Here is a 19,162-nt window from a genome sequence, read left to right on the forward strand (position 1 = left end):
CGCCGGCCGCCCGGCCCCGTCCGTGGGGCCGTACCGGCGGCGCGGCGGGGACTCTACCAGGAGCGTTCTTACACGCCCAGAGCAATTTTTACGGGCCGAACCGGCGGGAATTACCGACTCACGCGGCCGCGGCGGGGGCGACCGGGGCCGCGGCCGGCTTCAGCTTCCCGGCCAGGACCAGCGACACCGCCGCCGTCCCGGCCGCGACCCACCCGACGACCGGAAAGCCGTCGGGGTATCGCGTCAGGATGGCGCCGGCGAGCACCGGGGCGAGCCCGGTCGCGGCGTGCTGCACAGCCGTGTTCAGGCTCATGAACGAGCCGCGCGTCGCCGGCGCGCTCGCCCCCAGCAGCATCGCCTGCGCCGGCACCATCCGCCCGGCCGCCGCGACCATGAACCCACTGACCAGCGCCGCGCCGCCCCAAAACGACACCTGCGTGACGTACCCGACCACGACCGCCATCACCATCGCCGCGCCGGCCAGGACGCGGAACAGCGCCAGCCGCGGGAAGCGGTCGGCGAGCCGGCCGACGACGTTCGTGCCGACGAGCGTGCAGAGCCCGGCGACGAAGTAAATCCCCGCCAGCGTCCCCTCGCTCCAGCCGTTCGCCCTGGTGTACACCGGGGCGATGAACGCCGCGACGGTGAACGTGCCCAGCACCAGGAAGAAGCTGAACGCGAAGCCCCAGAGGTGGTTCGGTACGCGGACCACCGCGTTGAACTCCGCCACCGGGTGCCGCCGCGGCCCCCCCATGTGTCCTCGTACGGGCGGGAGTTGCACCCAGGCGACCAGCCACACCAGGCCGCTAAAGCCGGCCAGCACGACGAACGGCGCCCCGCGGCCGTACAATTCGGCGAACTTGAGGCCGACTGGCAACCCGAGCACGGACGCGGCGGCGAACGAGGACACGACGGCGCCACTCGCCCGGCCGCGCTTCTCCGGCGGGAAGACGTCGCCGATGACGGCCATGAGCGTCACCGCCGCCAGCCCGCCGAACACGCCGGCGAGCGTCCGCCCGGCCAGGAGCTCGCCGTAGTCGCGAGCCAGGCCGCACAGTAGCGTGCTGACCGCGAACCCGCCGTACAGCGCCAGCAAGGCCGTCCGCCGGTCGAACCGGTCGATGACGGACGCGGCGACGAGGCTGGCGATGCCCGCGGCCCAGGCGTAGGCCGCGACCACGGAGCCGAACTGCGCCGGGTCGATGCCGAGCTCCTGCTGAAGCCGGTGCCCCAGCGGCATGATGATGACGAAATCGACCATGTGGGTGAACTGCACAGCCACCAGTACGAGCAGCAACCCCCACTCGGAACGGGTCAGCGGCGGGGCGGGAGCGCGGTCGGCCATCTAACCCTCACGGCGGCGGGGCCGGAACCCCATACGGAAGGGATACCGGCTAGCAGGGTTCGCGCTAACCCGGACCGGTGGGCGAACTTTGCGTGGGAAATCGGGAACTTCGGTCGGCGCGTGGCGTCTGACCCTGTAGAACGGCTCTCCCGCCCGCCAGCCGACCGGTAAAACCCGCCACAACCGGTTGCACGAGCCGACCTTCCGAGATACACTCGCCTTCACACGACCTTCGCCGCTCACCCACCGGCGACAGCCCAGGGAGTTCCAGATGTCCAGCGACCGTCGTCACTTCATCAAGCACGCGATGGCGGGGGCGGCCGTGGCCGCCCCCGGCCTGGAGTTCCTGACCGGTCTCCGCGCCCAGGCTCAGACGATGCGGCGGCGGCAGAAGAGCCTCATCATCCTGTGGATGAGCGGCGGCCCGACGACGATCGACCTGTGGGACATGAAGCCGGGCAACGCCAACGGCGGCGAGCACCGCCCCCGCGCCACGGCCGCCGGCAGCGCCGTCCAGATCAGCGAGCACCTGCCGAAGGTCGGCGCCCAGTTCCGCGACCTGTCCATCATCCGGTCGCTGAGCACCTCCGAGGGCGACCACGCCCGCGGCACCTACCTGATGAACCACGGCCGCTCCCCGAACCCGCTCACCCCGTTCCCGTCGATCGGCTCGGTCCTGAGCTACTACCAGGGGATGGACGTCGAGGCCATGCGGAACGCCGACCTGCCGGCGTTCATCTCGGTCGGCGGCACCCGCGGCGAGTCCGGGTTCCTCGGCATGAAGTACGCCCCGTTCACCGTCCAGAACGCCGGCTCGCCGCCCGAGAACGTGTCCCCGCCGAACGGCGCCGACATGCTCCGCCGGGCCGCCCTGTTCAACCGGCTGGAGGGCGGGTTCACCTCGAACGTGTCGATGGACGCCGCCCGCGCCCACCGCGAGGTGTACGAGAAGGCCCTGGCGATGGTCGTGTCCACCCGCAAGGACGTGTTCAGCCTTGACAAGGAGGCCAACGGCCAGCCCATCTCCGCCGCCCTGAAGGAGGAGTACGGCGCCGCCGGCCCGGGCGCGAACGGCTTCGGCCGCGCCGCCCTGCTGGCCCGCAAGCTGGTCGAGGCTGGCACCGCCTGCGTCCAGATCGAGCTCGGCGGCTGGGACATGCACAACCAGATCTTCCCGACGCTCGCCAACCAGCGCCTGCCGACGCTCGACAAGGCGATGGGCACCCTGGTGAAGGACCTGAAGGACCGCGGCAAGCTGCAGGACACCGTGATCGTGTGGATGGGCGACTTCGGCCGCACGCCGCGGATCAACCAGAACGCCGGCCGCGACCACTTCCCCCGCGCCTGGAGCGTGGTGGTGGGCGGCGGTAACATCAAGGGCGGGATGGCCTACGGGGCCACCAGCGCCGACGGCATGGACGTGACCGACAAGAAGGTCGGCATCCTGGACCTGTACGCGACGCTTTACAAGGGCCTGGGCATCGACCCCACGCCCGAGACGAACGCGTCGGTCCGCGACAACCTCGGCCGGCCGTACTACATCGCCGGCGACAAGCCGACGTGGATCACCGACCTGGTGAGCTGAGTCGGGGCTGAAGGTTAGAAGCCAAGCGGCCGCCGGGGGTGACCCCGGCGGCCGCTCTCGTTTCGCCGCTCGCGGCGAAGCGTGGGGACGCTACGCCGCAAGCGGCGAAACGCATAACCTCACTCCGCCAGCTCGCCCGTGCGCTGGTCGTAGGGCACCGTGAAGAAGCGATCGAGTCGCGCCTTCGTGGCGTCGCCCGACTTCAGCCCCTCGGTAAAGTAGCGGACCCGCTGCTTCGACGTGCCGTGCGTGTAGCTCTCCGGCGACGACCACCCGCGCGACTTCTTCTGCAACCGGTCGTCGCCGATGGCCTTCGCGGACGTGATGGCCGACTCCACGTCGCCGGCCTCGATGAAGTTGAACTTCTTGTTCCCGTGGTGCGCCCACACGCCGGCCAGGTAGTCGGCCTGGAGCTCCAGCCGCACCGAGTACTGCTTCTCGTCGCGCTTGCCGCGGTGCTGGTCGACGCGGGCCGAGTAGCCGAGGAGGTTCTGCACGTGGTGGCCGACCTCGTGGGCGATCACGTACGCCTGCGAGAACTCGGCCTTCGACCCGCCCAGCTTCGCCTCCAATTCCTCGAAAAAGGTCGGGTCGAGGTACACGGTCTCGTCCGCCGGGCAGTAGAACGGGCCGACCGACGAGGGGGCGTCGCCGCAGCCGGTGCGCACGCCGTCGGAGAACAGCACGAGCTTCGGCTTCTGGTAGCCGCGGCGGGCGGCGTAGCCGTTCTTCGGGTCGCGGAACTGCTCGTCCCAGACCTTTTCGGTGTAGTTCAGCACCACCGAGACGAACTTCTTGGTCTTGTCGTTGATCGGGGCGGCCGCCTGCCGCGTCTCGCGCTGGCCGCCGCGGAAGCCGCTCAGGTCCACCCCGAAGATCAGACCCAGAATCACCAGCACGATGCTGCCGCCGCCGAGGGCCACGCCGCCGCCGAGGCCGCCCATCCCGCGCCGGTCTTCGACGTTGGAGCTCTCGTCGCCGCCTTCCCACTGCATCTGTCGTCCTCCGGTGGTGAGTTGTTGGCCGCAATGCAACCGGCGCGCCGCTCAGCTCCCGGCCGGCTGGGCGACGGCGTAGCGCTTCAGGTCGTCGAGGTCGACGAACTCCAGGGCGTGCATGTGCGTGGCTTCGAGGTCGACCGGGCACGCCATCCCCGCCTCGAAGGCTTCCTTCCAGCGGGTGATGCAGACGCACCAGCGGTCGCCGGGGCGGAGGCCGGGGAAGCCGAACAGCGGGAACGGCGTACTCAGGTCGTTGCCGATCTGCTGCTGGAAGGCGAGGAACTCGGCGGTGACCTGGCAGCAGATGGTGTGCAGCCCCTCGTCGTCGGGACCGGTGTTGCAGCACCCGTCGCGGTAGAACCCGGTGAGTGGCTTCGTGGAGCACGTCTTCAGCGGCCCGCCTAACACGTTCTTGGCGTTCGGCATGATGTCCCTCGGCGGCGGTGATTACGACCGGGTTATCATAGCCGCGACGACCGCCGACTGCACCGCGGGGTGGTCCATCAGGAACGTGTGCAGCGCGGGCACGAGCAGCGGTTCGTCGGCCGGCAGGATCCGCGTCTCGGCCACACTTACGAGGCCGTCGTTCGGTTCGTTCCCGAACGGGCTCCACCGCCCGGTCGCCCCCGCGGTCCCGGCGACGAGGGTGTACGGCACCGTCGGCACCGGCACGGCTTCGGACGAGCGGAGGAAGCGCCCGCAGTCGCGCGTGAGCCAGCGGAACGGGGCGAAGCGCGAGGCAAGAATTGCGGCGCGGGCCGGCGGGTTCGGCGAGCCGAGGAGCACGAGCCGCCGCACGTTCAGGGCAGGCACGTCGGCGAGGGCGCGGCGCAGCAAGAGGCCGCCGAGGGAGTGGCCGACGAGGCCGACGGGGCCGCGGAGTTGGCGCATCAGCCGTGCGAGGCGGGCGACGATGCGCGGAACGGATTCGAGCGTCGGGGAGTAGCCGAAGAAGCGCGTGCGGTGGCCGGCGCGGCGGAGGGCCGCCGCGAGGCCGAGCATCGACAGCGGCTTCCGGCCGAGGCCGTGAACGTGGAGGATGAGCATCAGGAGTCCGCCGCTTGCGGCTTCGCGTCTCGCAGCGCGAAGCCGCAAGCGGCAGCAGAATCAGCTCGGCAGCAGTTCCTTCACCGCGTCCTGCTCCTCCAGGAGTTCGGTGAGCGTGATCTTCAGCCGCTCCTTGCCGAAGGCGTCGTGTTTCAGCCCCTCGACGACCTGCCACGGGGAGCCGTTCGTCGTCGTACACGGGTAGCCGAACACGAGCCCCGCCGGCACGCCGTACTCGCCCTTCGAGATGACCGCCGAGCTGGTCCAGTCGCCGGCCGCCGTGCCTGCCAGCCACGTCTTGACGTGGTCGATGGCGCCGTTCGCCGCGGACAGGGCGCTGGACAGCCCCCGCGCCTTGATGACCGCCGCGCCGCGCGTCTGCACCGCCGGCACGAACGTCGCTTCGAGCCACGCCCGGTCGGTGATGCTCTCCGTTGCCGGCTTGCCGCCGATCTTCGCGTTCGTGAAGTCGGGGAACTGCGTGTTCGAGTGGTTCCCCCAGATGGTGACGTTCGACACCGCCCCGTTCGGCACGCCGGCCTTCTTGGCGAGCGCCGACACGGCCCGGTTGTGGTCGAGCCGCGTCATCGCGCTCCAGCGGTCGTGCGGGATGTCCTTGCCGTTCTTGTACGCGACCAGGCAGTTGGTGTTGCACGGGTTGCCGACGATGAGCACCCGAACGTCCGAGGCGGCGCGGCGGGCCAGCGCCTGGCCCTGCCCCACGAAAATCTTGCCGTTCAGGCCGAGCAGGTCCTTCCGCTCCATCCCCTGCTTGCGCGGCGCGGCGCCGACCAGCAGCGCCCAGTTGACGCCGTCGAACGCCTTGAGCGGGTCGTCGGACACGTCCACCCCGTCGAGGGTGGCGAACCCGCAGTCGTCGAGTTCCATGGCGACGCCTTCGAGGGCGCCGAGGGCGGGGGTGATTTCGAGCAGCTGCAGGCGGACCTTCACGTCGGGGCCGAACACCTCGCCGGACGCGAGCCGGGCGAGCATCGAGTACGCCACCTGACCGGCCGCCCCGGTCACCGCCACGCGGACCGTCTTGGACATCGCTTCGCCTTCGCGTCAGGGGAGGATCAGGCCACGTCGCTATGACTAGCAACCGCCGGCCGTCCCTTCCACCCGACCGGCCGCCGCACCGCCGCCGTCCACTGCACCGCGAGCAACAAAATCACCCCCACCGGGTGCAGCACGGCACCCACCAGCGACGCCCGAAACCACACCGCCGTGGCGAGCCGCAAGCCGACACTGAGCCCCACCGCGACCCACGCCAGCGGCTCGACCGGCGCGACGACCCACGGCAGGACGTGCCCGCCGCCGAGCAGCACGGTCCACACCGGCAGCTGCGCCGCGGCCGCCATCCCCTCGCGGGCGTTCTTCGACAGCCCGAACCACACGCCGGCCGCGTCGCGGTACATGCGGCACACGGCGACGCCGCTCGCGTCGCACACGTCGGTGCGGAAGCCGGCCCGGCGGTAGGCCCGCGGCAGCGTCAGCCCGTCGTGCCGCGACGCCTTCACGGCCGCGTGCCCGCCGACGGCGACGTACGAGTCGCGGTCGGTGAGGAACCACTGTCCGCAGCCGGCGCCGAATCCGGCCCGACGCGAGAACCGCATCCCCGCCATCGGCAGGTAGCCGACCAGCAGCCAGTTGATGAGCGGGATCAGCAGCTTTTCCAGCAGGGTGCCCGTCTCCTGCCGCGGGAAGCCGCTCACGAGCGCGGCGCCGCTCCGCGCGCGGAAGGCGATGAGGCGCGCGACTGCGTCGGGCGTCAGCCGCACGTCGGCGTCGAGGAAGCACAGCAGCGGCTGCCGTGCGAGTCGGCTCAGCGCGAAGCAGGCGTGCTGCTTGCCGTTCCACCCCGCGGGGAGTTCCGGGGCCGACTCCACCCGGACGCGCGCGTCCGTCGCCGCGATCTCGGCCACGACCGCAGCGGTGCGGTCGGTCGAGGCGTCGTCCAGCACGATCACTTCGATTTCGGCGCCGACGGACGCCAGCACCGACGCGACGCACGCGGCGATGCCCGCCTCCTCGTTCCGCGCCGGAATCAGCACCGACACCTGTGACGCCGCGGTGCCACGCGGCGGCGGGCGGAAGAACAGCGCGTTCACCGCCGCCATCACCGCCGGCAGCGCCGCGAGGCCGATGCAGAGCCACGCCAGCATCACGGCCGCTCCCCCCCGTGCGACGGGTCGAACCGCCGGCCCGTCAGCAGTGCCTTGAGCCGCCGCCACCCGTCGTACACGCCGCCGACGCCGGCCGACCCGCCGAGGACCGTCGTGAAGCGGGCCGGGTCGCGGGTCATGGCGTCGGCGTTCAGCGCGTCGAGCGTGTGCGTCAGCCGCTCCTCGACGAGCCGCGTCCACGCCTTGCCGTCGAGCCCGGCGTGGTCCGCAACGCGAATGGGTTCGCCAACGCGGGCCAGCGCCTCGGGCGTGCGCTCCGCCCAGAAGGCGTACTCGAGCGCCAGTGGCAGCACGACGCCGCGGCCGAGCCGGGCGGCGAGGTGGCCCACGCCCGACCGCAGCGCCAGCGGCCGCTCGCGCACGTCGGAGAAGCGGCCCTGCGCCGTCACCCACAGCACGCGGTTCGGCTCGGACAGGATGAGTTGCCCGACGCGGAGGAACTCGGCCGCGCCGCGGAACGAGGTGGTGTCCACGCCGACGAACCCGAGGCGGCCGAAGACGCGGTACTGGCGCAAGGCTGTCGAGTCGATTGCGGCGAACTGGTCGCGGCCGGCGAAGGCGTCGGACAGGACGACGCCGACGAGCGGGTCCCACCACGCGGGGTGGTTTAGCACTACGAGGACGGGCTCGCCCGGCGGCGGAAATGCCGACCCGGCCTTGGCAAGCCGGACGGCGTGGACGTGCTTGCGGACGTAGCGGCGGACGTAGCGGCGAAAGCCACGGACGAGCCAGGGCCAGCGGCGCGGCAGCTCGGCCACGTCACACCCCGACGGGTTCGGGCGCGGCGGCGCCCTTCGGCGCGGCGCGGTCCTGGTCGAGGGCGTCGGCGGCGATCCACCCGCTCATCAGCACCATCGGCATCCCCGGCCCCGGGTGCGCCGCGCCGCCGGCGAGGTACAGCCCGCGCACGTCCGGCGAGCGGTTCGCCGGCTTGAACGCCCCGTTCCACACGCCGTGGCTCGCCAGCCCGTAGATGGCCCCGTTCAGCACGTGGTAGCGGTCGTGGATGTCCTGCGGCGTCAGCGCCGCCTCGAACACGATGCGCTCCTCGATGTCCGGCATCCGCCCCGTGGTCTTGAGCTTGTCCAGAATCGTGCGGCGGTACGCCGGGAGCATCCGCTTCCAGTCGTGGTGCGGCCGCAGGTACGGCGTGTGAACGAGCACGTACAGCGCCTCGCCGCCCGGCGGCGCCGTCTCGGGCTCGGTGCGGGCCGTCGCCGCGAGGTAGCACGTCGGGTCCGGCGCCGGCTCGCCCTTCTTGTAGATGAAGTCGAACTCCTCGTGCGGGTCGCGGCTGAACACGAAGTCGTGGTGCAGCAGGTGGTCGTAGGCCCGGTCGAGGCCCAGGTACAGCACCACGCCCGAGCACGCCGGCTCGTAGCCGCGGCGGCCGGCGAACTTCTTAGCGGCAACCGGCGCCGTGTCCTTCAGCAACTCGGCGTGCGTCCGCACGCTGTCGGCGTTCGACACCACCGCGGCGAGCCGCACCACCTCGCCGGCGTCCGTCTCCACGCCGGTGACGGCCTTGCCGTTGTCGGTCAGGATGCGTCGCACGCCGCAGCCGGGGCGCAGGTCCACGCCCAGGTCCTCGGCCAGTCGCGTCAGCGCCTCGGGCACGGCGCGGGTGCCGCCGCGCGGGTACCACACGCCCTCGCCCGTCTGCATGTGGGCGATGCCGCACAGCACCGCCGGCGACGCCATCGGGCTGGAGCCGACGTACTGCGTGAAGTGGTCGAGCATCTGGGCGACGCGCGCGTCCGGCGTGTGCTTCCGCACGGTGCCCGCGACCGACCGACCCATCCGCATGGAGAGCACGTCGGCGAGCAGCTTCGGCGAGAAGCCGGCCTTCCAGTCGATCATGTCGCCGATGCCGCCGATCGAGCGGTAGAAGTAGCGCTCGCGGGAGATGCGGTCGAGGCGCCGCGACAGGGCGTGGAACGCCTTGTACCCCACACCCGACCCGGTGCCGGGGGCGTACCCGTCGAGCCGGTCGGCCATCGCCTCGACGTTCTCCTCCAGGTCGAGGACCGAGCCGTCGGTGAAGAAGCAGCGCCACTGCGGGTCGAGGCGGACGAGGTCGAGGTAGTCGTCGAGCGGCCGGCCGGCCTCGTCGAAGACGCGGTGGAGGACCGACGGCAGGGTGAGGATCGTCGGCCCCATGTCGAAGCGGAAGCCGGCTTCGCTAAGGACGGCCGCCTTCCCGCCGAGCCACGGGCTCCGCTCGAACAGCGTGACGGCGTACCCGCGGGCCGCGAGCACGCAGGCGCTCGCCAGCCCCGCCAGCCCGCCGCCGATCACGCCAACCCGATCCGCGCGTTTGCCCACGGTCCGCTCCTTCGCTCCGAGCTCGTATCAACGGCGGCGATTCTACCGGGCGCACGCCGCAACCGGAAGGTCTTTCGCTCCGGGCCGCCCGAGCCACGCCACGTCCCGCCCGAAGTCCTCCAGCAGCAGCCGGCTCGTGATCCGCGCCGACTCGTAGATCACCGGCAGCCCGCTCCCGGGGTGCGTACCGCCGCCGACCAGGTACACGCCGTCCACGTCCTCGAACCGGTTCCGCGGCCGCAGGTGGAGCATCTGCCGGAACGTGTGGGCCAGGTTGAACGTCGCCCCGCGGTGGACGGCGTACTTGGCCTCCCAGTCGTCCGGCGTCACCACCCGCTCGAAGCGAATGCGGCGCTCCACGTCCGGCAGCCCGATCTTGCCGAGCTGGCGCAGCAGCCGCGCCCGGAAGGCGGGCGCCTCGCGCTTCCAGTCCACGTTCGGGTGCCGGTGCGTCACGGGGGCCAGCACGTACAGCGTGCTCTTTCCCGCCGGCGCGAGCGTCGGGTCGGTGACGCAGGCGTTCTGCACGTAGAACGAGGTGTCGTCCGTGAGCACATGCCGTTCCGTGATGTCGGCCAGGTTCGCCATGTAGTCGTGCGACGTGTAGATGGTGTGGTGCGGCACGTCGTCCTGGGTGCCGTCCAGGCCCAGGTACAGCATGAACGTCGAGCACGAGAACTGCTTCTTCTCCAGCCTCGCGTCGGTCCAGCGGCGGCGGAGGCGGTCGGGGATCAGCTTCGTCATCGCGTCGGCGAAGTCGGCGTTCACGACGACGGCGTCGGCCCGCAGTTCGCCGGCCGCGGTGCGCACGCCGACCGCACGCCGGCCGTCGAACAGCATCTCTTCTACCGGCTCGCCGAGCGAGAAGCGGACGCCCATGTCGGCGGCCACGCGCGCCATGGCCTCGCTCACCGCGGCGCAGCCGCCGGTGGGGTGCCAGACGCCGTACTCGTACTCCAGGAACGACAGGATCGAGAACAGGCTCGGGCAGTTGAACGGCGACATGCCCAGGTACTTGGACTGGAACGTGAACGCCAGGCGGACGCGCGGGTCGGCGAAGTAGCGGCTCAGTTCGCGCTCCACCGAGTTCCACGGCCGTAGCAGCGGGGCCATCTTCAGCAAGTCCCAGCTGAGCAGGTCTTTCCAGCCCAGGAACGGGCGCTCGAGGACGGGGCGGAAGCCGTCGAGCTTGGCGCGGTTGTCCGCGAGGTAGCGGTCGAGGTTCGGGGCGTCGGCGGGGGCCAGCTTCGCGATCTCGGCCTTCATCCGGGCGACGTCGGGCGTGCAGTCGAGTCGGCCGCCGGACCCGAACTCGAGGCGGTACTGCGGGTCGAGCCGCGTCATCGGCACCTCGCGGTGCAGGTCGCGGCCGACCAGCTTGAAGATGCGCTCGAGCACCAGCGGGTAGAGGAAGAACGTCGGCCCGAGGTCGAAGCGGAAGCCGTCGGCCTCGACGGCGCTGCACCGGCCGCCGACGCGCGGCAGGCGCTCGACGACGTGAACGTCCAGCCCGGCGTGGGCGAGAAGCAACGAGGCCGCGAGCCCGCCCGGGCCGGCGCCCACCACGATGACCTTCCGGGGTCGGCGGGTGCCGGTGAGGGGCTGTACGGGGGAATCGACAGGGGCCAGCGAGGGCATGCGGCGGTCCGGAGTCGGCGGGCGGAACGGACACACAATAGTAGCGGGGCATGCGACAGGAAAGCCAACGGTTTCGTCCGGGTGGTCCACCCTGAACACCGGACCACCTACAACACCTTCCCACAACGGAGCCGCCGTGTCCGTAGCAACCCTCACGCCGGCCGCCCTTCGCGCCGCGGCCGACACCCTTCCCCGCGCCCGGCTCGCCCACCTGCCGACGCCGCTGGAAGAGGTCCCGCGGTTCGCCGCGGCCGTCGGCGGCGGCGTCCGCGTGTTCGTCAAGCGCGACGACTGCACCGGGCTGTTGTTGGGCGGGAACAAGGCCCGGCACAACGAATTCCTACTCGGCGACGCCGTCGACCAGGGCTGCGACGTGGTGGTGTGGGGCGCCGGCGTGCAGTCAAACAACTGCCGCCAGACCGCCGCCGGGTGTGCCAAACTCGGCCTCGAATGCCGCCTGTACCTGAGCCGCGGCCACTACAGCACCGAGCCGCAGGGGAACCTGCTGCTGGACTACCTCGTCGGGGCGAAGGTCGAGTTCACCGACGCGGCCATCGGCCCGGAGCTGGACGCCTTTCTCGCCTCCCGGGCGGCCGAGTTCCGCGCCGCGGGCCGCAAGCCGTACTTCTGGCACCGCCCGCGCGTGGTGCCGCTCGCGGCAGTTAGCTACGCCGTGTGCGTCGCCGAGATCGCCGAGCAGTTGAGCTCGCGGGGCCTGGGTGCGGCCGGGATTTACGTGTCGTCGTCGGGGGCAACCGGGGCCGGCGTCGCGCTCGGCGCGGCGGTGCTGGGTTTGAGCTCTGCCGTGCGGTTGATCTGCCCGATGCACTGGCCCTGGCACATCCCCACCGCCATCGCCGCGGACGCGAACGCCGCCGCCGAACGGCTCGGCATTGAACACCGATTGCGGCCCGAAGACATCGACGCCGACGAGAACTTCATCGCGCCCGGCTACGGCCTCCCGTCGCCCGCCGGCCGCGAGGCGCTACACCTTCTGGCGACGACCGAGGCGATCCTGACCGATCCGGTCTACTCCGCGAAGGCATTGGCGGGGCTCATCGCGGACGTCCGGGCGCGGAAGTACCGACCGGGAAGCGTGTTAGTGTTCGTCCACACGGGCGGGGTGCCGGCCGTGTTCGCGGACCCGGCCGCCGTGCTGAACTGATGGCTGGATCGAACCAACTTTTTTATGAGTCGGTGACATGATTCCGGGGATCGACCCACCCCGGCCGGAAACAAGAATTTCGGCCGGAGTGTTCAGCAGCAGACGCGGTTGCGACCGCCGCGCTTGGCCTGGTAGAGGCGGTCGTCGGCCTGCTTCAGGAGCGCCGCGGGGGTGATGTCCGGGTCGCCGGCGGTGGTGGCGACGCCGACGCTGATCGTCAGGCGGATGGGGGTGGTCTCGAAGCGGAAGGCGTGGGCTTCGACGAGAGCCCGCACCCGCTCGCCGGCCCGGTAGGCCTCTTCGCACCCGGTTTCGACCAGCACCAGACAGAACTCCTCGCCGCCGGAGCGGGCGAACAGGTCTTCCTTGCGGACGGTGTCGTTCACGCGCGCCGCCAGCTCGCGGAGCACGAAGTCGCCGCACAGGTGGCCGTGGGTGTCGTTGATCCCCTTGAACTTGTCGATGTCGAACATCAGCACGGAGAGCGGCCGGTGGTGCCGCTGGCTGCGGGCCACCTCGCGGTCGAGGAACTCGCCGAGCGCCCGCTGGTTGTGGACGCGGGTGAGCCCGTCCTGGATGGTGAGGCGGTAAATCTCTTCGTGGTACTCGGCCTCGATGTTCCCGCCGGCGAGGTAGCGGTAGATGCAGTTGCCGACGCGGAGGTAGTCGCCGTCGTGGAGCTCGGTCGGCCCGTCGAGGGGGCGGTCGTTCACGAACGTGCCGTTCGTACTCCCCAGGTCGTTGACGAAAAACCCGTCCGTCGCGTGCTCGATGCGGGCGTGGCGGCGGCTGACGGAGTTGTCGGTGATCCGCACGTCGCAGTCGTCGCCGCGGCCGACGACGAGCGGCTTGTCGCGCAGCGGGTAGCGGGACCCCATCGCCGTGCCGGTCGGGTAGATGTGAACCAGACACGCGTCCCGCGCGGCGGACAGGAGCCGCTTGGGCGTCGAAATCCAGGTGTCGGTCACTTTCTCGGCCATCACCCAATCCCGAGACGGGAATCGGGTGAAGCCTAGTTCACGAATCGGCCGGTTACCAACCCCGGCCGGCGATCGGGAGAGAATCCCTGCCGGCTATCGCGGGCCGAGAACGGCCCCGACGCCGGTGATGCGCGCCCGCGGCTTGGTCAGGTCGATCAGCAGCGGCTCGCGGGTGACCTGCTCGGTGGCGTTCCCGGCGGCGTCGCGGGCGGTGACCTTGAGGTACACCCGCGGCGGCAGCCCGGCCGGAACCCGCCAGGCATAGCGGCCGGTGTTCGCCACCCGTCGGGCTGTCGTCGGCCCGACGGCCCCGACCTGCACGACCGGCCCCTCCGAGCCGACGACCGGCCGCCACGGCCCCGTCGGGCTGTCGCTCCACTCGAGGGTGATGGGGTCGTCGCCGAAGTTGCGGTCGGCCGCCTCCCACTGGAGCACCAGCGCCGTCGGGTCGGCCGGGTCGGAACTCGGCGGGAAGATCGTGACGGTCGGCGCGGTGATGTCCACGACGACGCGCACGTCCGGGGCGTCGCCGGGGGCCGGGGTGGCGTCCGAGAGGCCGGCGCCGCTGACGGGCACGAGGCGGAAGCCGTACGGGCCTTCGGGCTGCGTGTTCGACGGGATGCCGAGGTTGACGCGGACGGTGGGGTCGTTGCCGGCGTGCTTGCTCCACCAGACCCAACTGCGGCCGTCGTCGCGGGTGGCCCACAGGTCGACGCGCGAGATGCCGGACGGGCCGCGCTGGTCCACCTGGTACGACAGGTCGAACTGGAGCGACTTCACGACCTGGGCGCGGGACGCTTCGAACGCCGGCCCGGCGGCGGGCGCCGGGTTGCCGTGGGCGAGCGGGGCGACGGCAGTACGCGGGTCGAACGTCGGCACCGCGCCGGTAGGAGTCGGGTTGATGGCGGGCGGCGCCGCGTTGACGACCGGAGGCGTCGCGATGATCGCCGGCGCGGCCGGGAGCGGCGCGGGCGCCGTGGGTGCGAGCGGCGCGGCCGGGGCGAGTGGCTCCAACACGACCGCAGCGGGCGTGAGCGCGGGCGCCGGCGGTATCACAGCCGGTGGCCCGCCGGACAGGCTGACGCTCGTCTGCGGCGCCGGCGCCCCAACAGCCCCGATGTCGCGCAGGCCTTCGCCCGTGTTCCCGGCCAGGTCCGCGACGGTCACGCGCACCTGGACTGGCCCGGTGGTGCCGCACGGGAAGCGGACGCCGTTCCGCGGCCCCGGCGGCAGGGTCACCTCACGCCAGTCGTCGGCGGGGCCGTCGGCACGGCGGAACGTCACCTTCGTCGCGGCGTCGTTCAGGTGGTCGTCGCGCACGTCCCACTCGACCACGACTTCTTCGCCGGTCCGCCGCGAGCCGCGGAACTCGACCACTGGCCTGACGGTGTCCACGAGCACCTTCATCGCCGGCGCCTCGGTGGTGAGGTTCGGCGGGTCTTTCTTGCCGGCCCGGTCCACGATCACGATGTGGAACCAGTAGCTGCCGTCCTTCTGGGCGGTGTAGCTGAACTCGGTCTTGTCGGGCAGCACGGTGGCGACCAGCGGCCACGTCTGCCCCTTGTCGGCGGAGGCGTACAGTTGCACCTGCCCGATCCCCTTGCGGTCGCCCTTGTACTCGATGGGCAGGGTGATGGTGCGCCCGGTGAGCGGGTAGTAATCCGGGGCGGCGGCCGGCGGTTGGGCCAGCGTCAGCCCCAGCACGGCGGCGAGCGTCGCGGTCATCATCCCCTCCCCGGGGGGTCGGGCGGCAGTACGTCGTCGGGTGGTATCGGTCGTGCGGGCCGAGAACTTCAGCATTCCGCGGCACGGAGCCGGAATTCTTCAAGTCCCGCGGCCCTCGCCCCCCCGCCCCGCCGCCGTATCACACCCCCACGGCCGTGGTCTGGGCGGGCCGGGGGGTTCTGGAGCGGGCGATGTCACCGGCCGAGTTGCGGCAGTTGTTGGCGGACGTGCAGGCGGGCCGGGTGCCCGCCGAGGAGGCGGCCGCACGGCTGAGCGAACCCGCCGTCGGCGACCTGGGCTTCGCCACACTGGATCTCCACCGCAAAGAGCGGTGTGGCTTCCCCGAAGTGATTCTCGCCCAGGGGAAGACCGCCGAGTGGGTCGAGCAGGCCGTCCGCCGCATGAGCGCGGCCGGGCAGGACTGCTTCGTCACGCGGTTGTCCGACGAGCAAGCCGCGCACCTGGCTCCGCACTTCCCGCGGGCGGAGCAGGACCGGTTGGCCCGGACGCTGTGGCTCCCCGCGAGCGCGGCTCGGCCGGCACTCGTCGGCAACGTGCTTGTCGTGACGGCGGGGACGGGCGACTTACCCGTGGCGCAGGAAGCGGTGGTGACGGCGCGGGTGATGGGCGTTCACGCCGACCTGATCGCGGACGTGGGCGTGGCCGGGATTCACCGCGTACTGCGGCACCGCGACCGGTTGGCCGCGGCGGACGTGGTCGTGGTCGTGGCCGGGATGGACGGGGCGCTGCCGAGTGTCGTCGGCGGGCTGGTCGATTGTCCGGTCATCGCCTGCCCCACGAGCGTCGGCTACGGGGCGGCGTTCGGCGGCGTCGCGGCGCTGCTGACGATGCTCAACAGTTGCTCGGCCGGCGTCTGCGTCGTGAACATCGACGCCGGGTTCAAGGCGGGGTACGTCGCGGCGCTGACGGCCCGCCGGGTCGAAACCGCCCGCCGAGTCAGCGTGTGAGCGGGAACGGCGCCTCGGGGGCGATCGGGCCGGGAACCTGGGCCGCCGCGGGGACGCTTACCGCCGGCGAGAGGGCGCCCGGCGGGGCCGGCGGTTGCGGCGGCACCTCGGCGAGCGTCGAGACGGGCGGCGCGGTCGGGGCCGCTCCGCGGGCCGTGGTCGGCGGCACGGCCGGGGTCGTGGGAGTGTAGTTGGACGGCGTCAGTTGGGGCACGACTGGGCCGCCCGGAAGCGGGGCGCCGGGTCCGTAGTTGCCGGGCGTTACTGGTGCGTTGATGCCGCCAGTATAGCTGGGCGTCGGGGCGCCGCCCTGGGACGTCGTGCCGGGCTGGTAGCTGGGGCCGTTGGAGAGGCCGGAGCCGCCGGTGGGGCGGCCGATGTCCGGGACGGTGGTGCGGGCGCCGGGCGGGGTGGCGTTGCCGGCCTTGGCCTTGGAAACCGGAGGCGCCTTGCCGGCGTGGTCGCCCATGCAGCCGACGAGGCCGGCACAGCCCACCAGCCCGGCCCCGATCAGGGCCACCCGCCCGCGCAGTCCGTGCGGCATCGGTCGCTCCCTCGACCCGCGCGATCGGCCGGCGTCCGTGCCGGCCGCACCCCCGCCCGGCATCCCTGCCGGGTGTGTCGGGGGTGGTCACGCGTGGGGGCGGGCCGATACCGCCGTTCCGGAACCGGGTCAAGCCGATCCGGTGCGGTCAGTTCCGCGGCGGCATCGCGGGCGCCACGGGCGCGACCGGAACCGGCGCGGCCGGCGGCACCAGGGCCGGGGCACCGGCCCCCGGGGCACCCCCGCGGGCCGTGCCCTCGGGGTCGGTCATGGTCGCCAGCTCGCGCGGCAGCGGGAACGCCGGGTCGTCCGGGAAGTACTGCGGGTAGTGTTGCAGGTAGCGCGGGCTCGGCAGGGTCATCCCGCCGACCCACGTCTGACACCCGGCCTGACCGAGGCCGAGGGCGGCGGCGACGCACGCCAGCCATCGTTGGATTCGCATCTGGCCTCTCCCGGCGACCGGCCCGCGCCCGCGCCCCCAGGGGCGACGGCTGGTGACCGACGTTAGCGGATGTATCGGCCGCGCCGGCCGCGGGGTTGAGTCCGAATGTGCCGCGGCCGCGGTTTCCGACCCGACCCGAATCGTTGACCGCCCCCACCCCCGTACCTAGCATGGCCCACACGTCCGGCCGGTTCGCCCCCCGCCACCCGCCCGAGTCCCCCCGGATGATTGGCTCACGGAACGGCCCCTCGTCCCCGGTTCGCCGGGAGCTGCCGCTGGAACTCCGCTGGGACCACCACCGCCGGCCGCTGCCGGTTCGTTGGGTGATCCCGAAGGGCCGCCGATCCCGGGTGGCCCCCAGCGCTCCGCCGCCGACCGCGGGGCCGCTCGACTTCTGCGCACTCATGCGCCGCCTCTGCGACGACATCACCGGCCGCTGCGAGGTGCTGCGCCACGTGCGGATGCCGGCCGTGCTGTTGAGCTTCACCCCGTGCCGCAACCGCAGCCGGTACGGCCTCCAGGCCCGGGTGACGCCGTTGCGGTTCCGCGACGGCCGGCTCACGCGGCGGCACGGGCCGGTGGAGTACCAGGTGCAGCGGTTCGTGGTGGACGGCACCGAGATGCTGTACCTCCTGACGTTCTGCCTGCCGCGGTTCCTCGACCAGCCGTTCGAGGAGAAGCTGGTGACGGTGTTCCACGAGCTGTACCACATGAGCCCGGCGTTCGACGGCGACCTGCGCCGCCACCCGGGCCGGTACGCGGTCCACTCGCACTCGAAGGCGTGCTACGACGAGCGGATGGCGGGGCTGGCGAAGGAGTACGTGGCCGACCACCCGGAGCCAGACCTGTTCGAGTTCCTGCGGCCCGGCTACCAGGACTTGTGGGACCGCCACGGCGGCATTACCGGGGCGGTCGTGCCGCGGCCGAAGCTCCTGCCGGTGGGCTGGGCGACGCCCCGGCTCGCGGCGCGGAGCCGAACGTAGCGTCCGGCACTCCCCCCGCCGGGCCGACGCTCGGGCCACGTTCAGTGTGTGTACGGCTCCCCCCCGGGGGGTCGAGGCACGAATTGAGTCAATGCCACAAATTACCGTTGGACCGACGTGCGGACCACAACCCGCGTTCGACTGCCGACTTGACTCGGAGCTCCTGGCCGGTGATGCTGACGGACTGGACGCCCGTTCCCGTGTGGGGGTGTCGTCGTGTCGCCGTCCGCCCCGCCGCCGAAGCTCCTCGACCGCCTCCGAGGCGCCTGCCGGGTGCGGCGGTACAGCCTCCGCACGGAGGACGCGTACCACGACTGGGTGCGGCGGTTCGTCCTGTTCCACGGGAAGCGGCACCCGGAGACGATGGGCGAGCGGGAGGTGAACGCCTTCCTGACGCACCTGGCGGTCGAGGGGCGGGTGGCCGCGAGCACGCAGAACCAGGCCCTGGCGGCGCTGCTCTTCCTGTACACCAGTACGTGCTGGAGCGGCCGCTCGACTGGCTCGGCGACGTCGTGCGGGCGCAGCGGCCGCGGCGGCTCCCGGTGGTGTTGAGTCGGTCGGAGGTGCAGCGCGTCCTCGGCACCCTGACCGGGACGCCCCGGCTCATCGCCCTGCTGCTGTACGGCGGCGGGTTGCGGGTGAGCGAGTGCCTGAACCTGCGGGTCCACGACGTGGACTTCGACCGCCACGAACTCCTGGTCCGGCACGGGAAGGGCGGGAAGGACCGGCGGACGATCCTGCCGCGGGCCGCGGCCGACCTGTTGCGCGCCCACCTGGACCGGGTGCGGCCGCTGGCCGAGGCGGACCGGGCGGCCGGGGTGCCGGGCGTGTGCCTCCCGGACGCGATCGCGCGGAAGTACCCGAACGCGGGGACGGACTGGGGGTGGCAGTGGGTGTTCCCGTCGGCGAGGCTGTCCACCGACCCGCGGACGGGGGTTTGCCGTCGGCACCACGCGCACCCGAGTGCGGTGAACCGGAGCGTGGTGGCCGCGGCGCGGGCGGCGGGGGTGACGAAGCACGCGACCGCGCACACCTTCCGGCACGCCTTCGCCACGCACCTGTTGGAGGACGGCCAGGACATCCGCACGGTGCAGGAGCTGTTGGGCCACGCGGACGTCTCGACGACCATGATCTACACCCACGCCCTCAACACGGGTGGCCTCGGGGTGACGAGTCCGGCGGACCGGCTGCTTGGCAGTCCGGCGGACGACCGCGCATAATCGCGTTT

At 72.0% G+C, this 19,162-nt stretch carries 19 protein-coding genes; 6 read left to right on the forward strand and 13 right to left on the reverse strand.

The window, feature by feature from the left end:
* Window positions 1–118: 118 nt before the first annotated feature.
* A complete protein-coding gene (locus ETAA1_RS15440) occupies window positions 119–1,345 on the reverse strand; it encodes an MFS transporter (protein ID WP_145239937.1) in 1,227 nt (408 codons plus the stop codon).
* Window positions 1,346–1,616: 271 nt separating this feature from the next.
* On the opposite strand from ETAA1_RS15440, the gene ETAA1_RS15445 reads away from it, so the two are divergent.
* Window positions 1,617–2,930 carry a DUF1501 domain-containing protein gene (locus ETAA1_RS15445; RefSeq protein WP_145239939.1) on the forward strand — a complete coding sequence of 438 codons (1,314 nt, stop codon included), beginning with the start codon at window positions 1,617–1,619 and terminating at the stop codon, window positions 2,928–2,930.
* 119 nt (window positions 2,931–3,049) lie between these two features.
* Here the strand turns inward: ETAA1_RS15445 and ypfJ are convergent, their stop codons facing one another.
* From ypfJ to crtI, 8 genes are read right to left on the reverse strand one after another with little or no spacing between them, the layout of a single operon-like run.
* On the reverse strand, window positions 3,050–3,925 hold the full coding sequence (ypfJ, locus tag ETAA1_RS15450; protein ID WP_145239941.1) for a KPN_02809 family neutral zinc metallopeptidase: 876 nt from the start codon (window positions 3,923–3,925) through the stop codon (window positions 3,050–3,052).
* Between the two features lie 51 nt (window positions 3,926–3,976).
* A complete protein-coding gene (locus tag ETAA1_RS15455; protein ID WP_145239943.1) occupies window positions 3,977–4,357 on the reverse strand; it encodes a DUF2237 family protein in 381 nt (126 codons plus the stop codon).
* A gap of 21 nt (window positions 4,358–4,378) precedes the next feature.
* Window positions 4,379–4,978: an esterase/lipase family protein gene (locus ETAA1_RS15460; protein WP_145239945.1), complete on the reverse strand. Its 600-nt coding sequence runs from the start codon at window positions 4,976–4,978 to the stop codon at window positions 4,379–4,381.
* Window positions 4,979–5,038: 60 nt separating this feature from the next.
* A complete protein-coding gene (locus tag ETAA1_RS15465; RefSeq protein WP_145239947.1) occupies window positions 5,039–6,028 on the reverse strand; it encodes a malate dehydrogenase in 990 nt (329 codons plus the stop codon).
* A 26-nt stretch (window positions 6,029–6,054) separates the two neighbouring features.
* Complete coding sequence (locus ETAA1_RS15470) at window positions 6,055–7,143, reverse strand: glycosyltransferase family 2 protein (RefSeq protein WP_145239949.1); 1,089 nt, start codon at window positions 7,141–7,143, stop codon at window positions 6,055–6,057.
* Window positions 7,143–7,922 carry a lysophospholipid acyltransferase family protein gene (locus ETAA1_RS15475; protein WP_202920919.1) on the reverse strand — a complete coding sequence of 260 codons (780 nt, stop codon included), beginning with the start codon at window positions 7,920–7,922 and terminating at the stop codon, window positions 7,143–7,145. The genes ETAA1_RS15470 and ETAA1_RS15475 overlap by 1 nt, the downstream gene beginning before the upstream one ends.
* Window position 7,923: 1 nt before the next feature.
* Window positions 7,924–9,489: a phytoene desaturase family protein gene (locus tag ETAA1_RS15480; protein WP_145239951.1), complete on the reverse strand. Its 1,566-nt coding sequence runs from the start codon at window positions 9,487–9,489 to the stop codon at window positions 7,924–7,926.
* Between the two features lie 42 nt (window positions 9,490–9,531).
* Window positions 9,532–11,127: a phytoene desaturase family protein gene (gene crtI / locus ETAA1_RS15485; RefSeq protein ID WP_145239953.1), complete on the reverse strand. Its 1,596-nt coding sequence runs from the start codon at window positions 11,125–11,127 to the stop codon at window positions 9,532–9,534.
* Window positions 11,128–11,263: 136 nt separating this feature from the next.
* Here crtI and ETAA1_RS15490 point away from each other — a divergent pair, with 136 nt between their 5' ends.
* Window positions 11,264–12,292, forward strand: a complete 1,029-nt coding sequence (locus ETAA1_RS15490; protein ID WP_202920920.1) for a 1-aminocyclopropane-1-carboxylate deaminase/D-cysteine desulfhydrase — start codon at window positions 11,264–11,266, stop codon at window positions 12,290–12,292.
* A 92-nt stretch (window positions 12,293–12,384) separates the two neighbouring features.
* On the opposite strand, the gene ETAA1_RS15495 is transcribed toward ETAA1_RS15490, so the two are convergent.
* Together ETAA1_RS15495 and ETAA1_RS15500 are read right to left on the reverse strand one after the other, a co-directional pair.
* On the reverse strand, window positions 12,385–13,272 hold the full coding sequence (locus ETAA1_RS15495) for a GGDEF domain-containing protein (RefSeq protein WP_145239957.1): 888 nt from the start codon (window positions 13,270–13,272) through the stop codon (window positions 12,385–12,387).
* 93 nt (window positions 13,273–13,365) lie between these two features.
* Window positions 13,366–14,997 (reverse strand): hypothetical protein, encoded by a 1,632-nt coding sequence (locus ETAA1_RS15500; protein WP_145239959.1) that lies wholly within the window; start codon window positions 14,995–14,997, stop codon window positions 13,366–13,368.
* Window positions 14,998–15,188: 191 nt separating this feature from the next.
* On the opposite strand from ETAA1_RS15500, the gene larB reads away from it, so the two are divergent.
* Window positions 15,189–15,965, forward strand: a complete 777-nt coding sequence (gene larB, locus ETAA1_RS15505; RefSeq protein WP_145239961.1) for a nickel pincer cofactor biosynthesis protein LarB — start codon at window positions 15,189–15,191, stop codon at window positions 15,963–15,965.
* Here the strand turns inward: larB and ETAA1_RS15510 are convergent.
* Together ETAA1_RS15510 and ETAA1_RS15515 are read right to left on the reverse strand one after the other, a co-directional pair.
* The gene (locus tag ETAA1_RS15510) at window positions 15,955–16,509 is read right to left on the reverse strand and encodes a hypothetical protein (RefSeq protein WP_145239963.1); all 555 of its coding nucleotides are present in this window, start codon (window positions 16,507–16,509) and stop codon (window positions 15,955–15,957) included. The two genes, larB and ETAA1_RS15510, sit on opposite strands and share 11 nt — an antisense overlap.
* A 148-nt stretch (window positions 16,510–16,657) precedes the next feature.
* Window positions 16,658–16,951 carry a hypothetical protein gene (locus ETAA1_RS15515; RefSeq protein ID WP_145239965.1) on the reverse strand — a complete coding sequence of 98 codons (294 nt, stop codon included), beginning with the start codon at window positions 16,949–16,951 and terminating at the stop codon, window positions 16,658–16,660.
* Window positions 16,952–17,175: 224 nt separating this feature from the next.
* On the opposite strand from ETAA1_RS15515, the gene ETAA1_RS15520 reads away from it, so the two are divergent.
* The 3 genes from ETAA1_RS15520 to ETAA1_RS15525 all read left to right on the forward strand — a co-directional run bounded on the left by ETAA1_RS15520 (window position 17,176) and on the right by ETAA1_RS15525 (window position 19,154).
* Window positions 17,176–17,934 (forward strand): hypothetical protein, encoded by a 759-nt coding sequence (locus tag ETAA1_RS15520; protein ID WP_145239967.1) that lies wholly within the window; start codon window positions 17,176–17,178, stop codon window positions 17,932–17,934.
* Between the two features lie 216 nt (window positions 17,935–18,150).
* Complete coding sequence (locus ETAA1_RS33835; RefSeq protein WP_238389453.1) at window positions 18,151–18,486, forward strand: phage integrase N-terminal SAM-like domain-containing protein; 336 nt, start codon at window positions 18,151–18,153, stop codon at window positions 18,484–18,486.
* On the forward strand, window positions 18,411–19,154 hold the full coding sequence (locus ETAA1_RS15525; protein WP_390621245.1) for an integron integrase: 744 nt from the start codon (window positions 18,411–18,413) through the stop codon (window positions 19,152–19,154). The genes ETAA1_RS33835 and ETAA1_RS15525 overlap by 76 nt, the downstream gene beginning before the upstream one ends.
* Window positions 19,155–19,162 lie beyond the last annotated feature (8 nt).

The sequence above is a fragment of the Urbifossiella limnaea genome (assembly GCF_007747215.1).
GTDB lineage: Bacteria > Planctomycetota > Planctomycetia > Gemmatales > Gemmataceae > Urbifossiella > Urbifossiella limnaea.

Excerpts from the sequence above, each read along its gene's own strand:
- ETAA1_RS15465 (WP_145239947.1), bottom strand. The coding sequence starts at position 6,028 with ATGTCCAAGACGGTCCGCGTGGCGGTGACCGGGGCGGCCGGTCAGGTG.
- larB (WP_145239961.1), top strand. The coding sequence starts at position 15,189 with ATGTCACCGGCCGAGTTGCGGCAGTTGTTGGCGGACGTGCAGGCGGGC.
- ETAA1_RS15460 (WP_145239945.1), bottom strand. The coding sequence starts at position 4,978 with ATGCTCATCCTCCACGTTCACGGCCTCGGCCGGAAGCCGCTGTCGATG.
- ypfJ (WP_145239941.1), bottom strand. The coding sequence starts at position 3,925 with ATGCAGTGGGAAGGCGGCGACGAGAGCTCCAACGTCGAAGACCGGCGC.
- crtI (WP_145239953.1), bottom strand. The coding sequence starts at position 11,127 with ATGCCCTCGCTGGCCCCTGTCGATTCCCCCGTACAGCCCCTCACCGGC.
- ETAA1_RS15510 (WP_145239963.1), bottom strand. The coding sequence starts at position 16,509 with ATGCCGCACGGACTGCGCGGGCGGGTGGCCCTGATCGGGGCCGGGCTG.
- ETAA1_RS15500 (WP_145239959.1), bottom strand. The coding sequence starts at position 14,997 with ATGACCGCGACGCTCGCCGCCGTGCTGGGGCTGACGCTGGCCCAACCG.
- ETAA1_RS15495 (WP_145239957.1), bottom strand. The coding sequence starts at position 13,272 with ATGGCCGAGAAAGTGACCGACACCTGGATTTCGACGCCCAAGCGGCTC.
- ETAA1_RS15515 (WP_145239965.1), bottom strand. The coding sequence starts at position 16,951 with ATGCGAATCCAACGATGGCTGGCGTGCGTCGCCGCCGCCCTCGGCCTC.
- ETAA1_RS15470 (WP_145239949.1), bottom strand. The coding sequence starts at position 7,143 with ATGCTGGCGTGGCTCTGCATCGGCCTCGCGGCGCTGCCGGCGGTGATG.
- ETAA1_RS15520 (WP_145239967.1), top strand. The coding sequence starts at position 17,176 with ATGATTGGCTCACGGAACGGCCCCTCGTCCCCGGTTCGCCGGGAGCTG.
- ETAA1_RS15455 (WP_145239943.1), bottom strand. The coding sequence starts at position 4,357 with ATGCCGAACGCCAAGAACGTGTTAGGCGGGCCGCTGAAGACGTGCTCC.
- ETAA1_RS15445 (WP_145239939.1), top strand. The coding sequence starts at position 1,617 with ATGTCCAGCGACCGTCGTCACTTCATCAAGCACGCGATGGCGGGGGCG.
- ETAA1_RS15440 (WP_145239937.1), bottom strand. The coding sequence starts at position 1,345 with ATGGCCGACCGCGCTCCCGCCCCGCCGCTGACCCGTTCCGAGTGGGGG.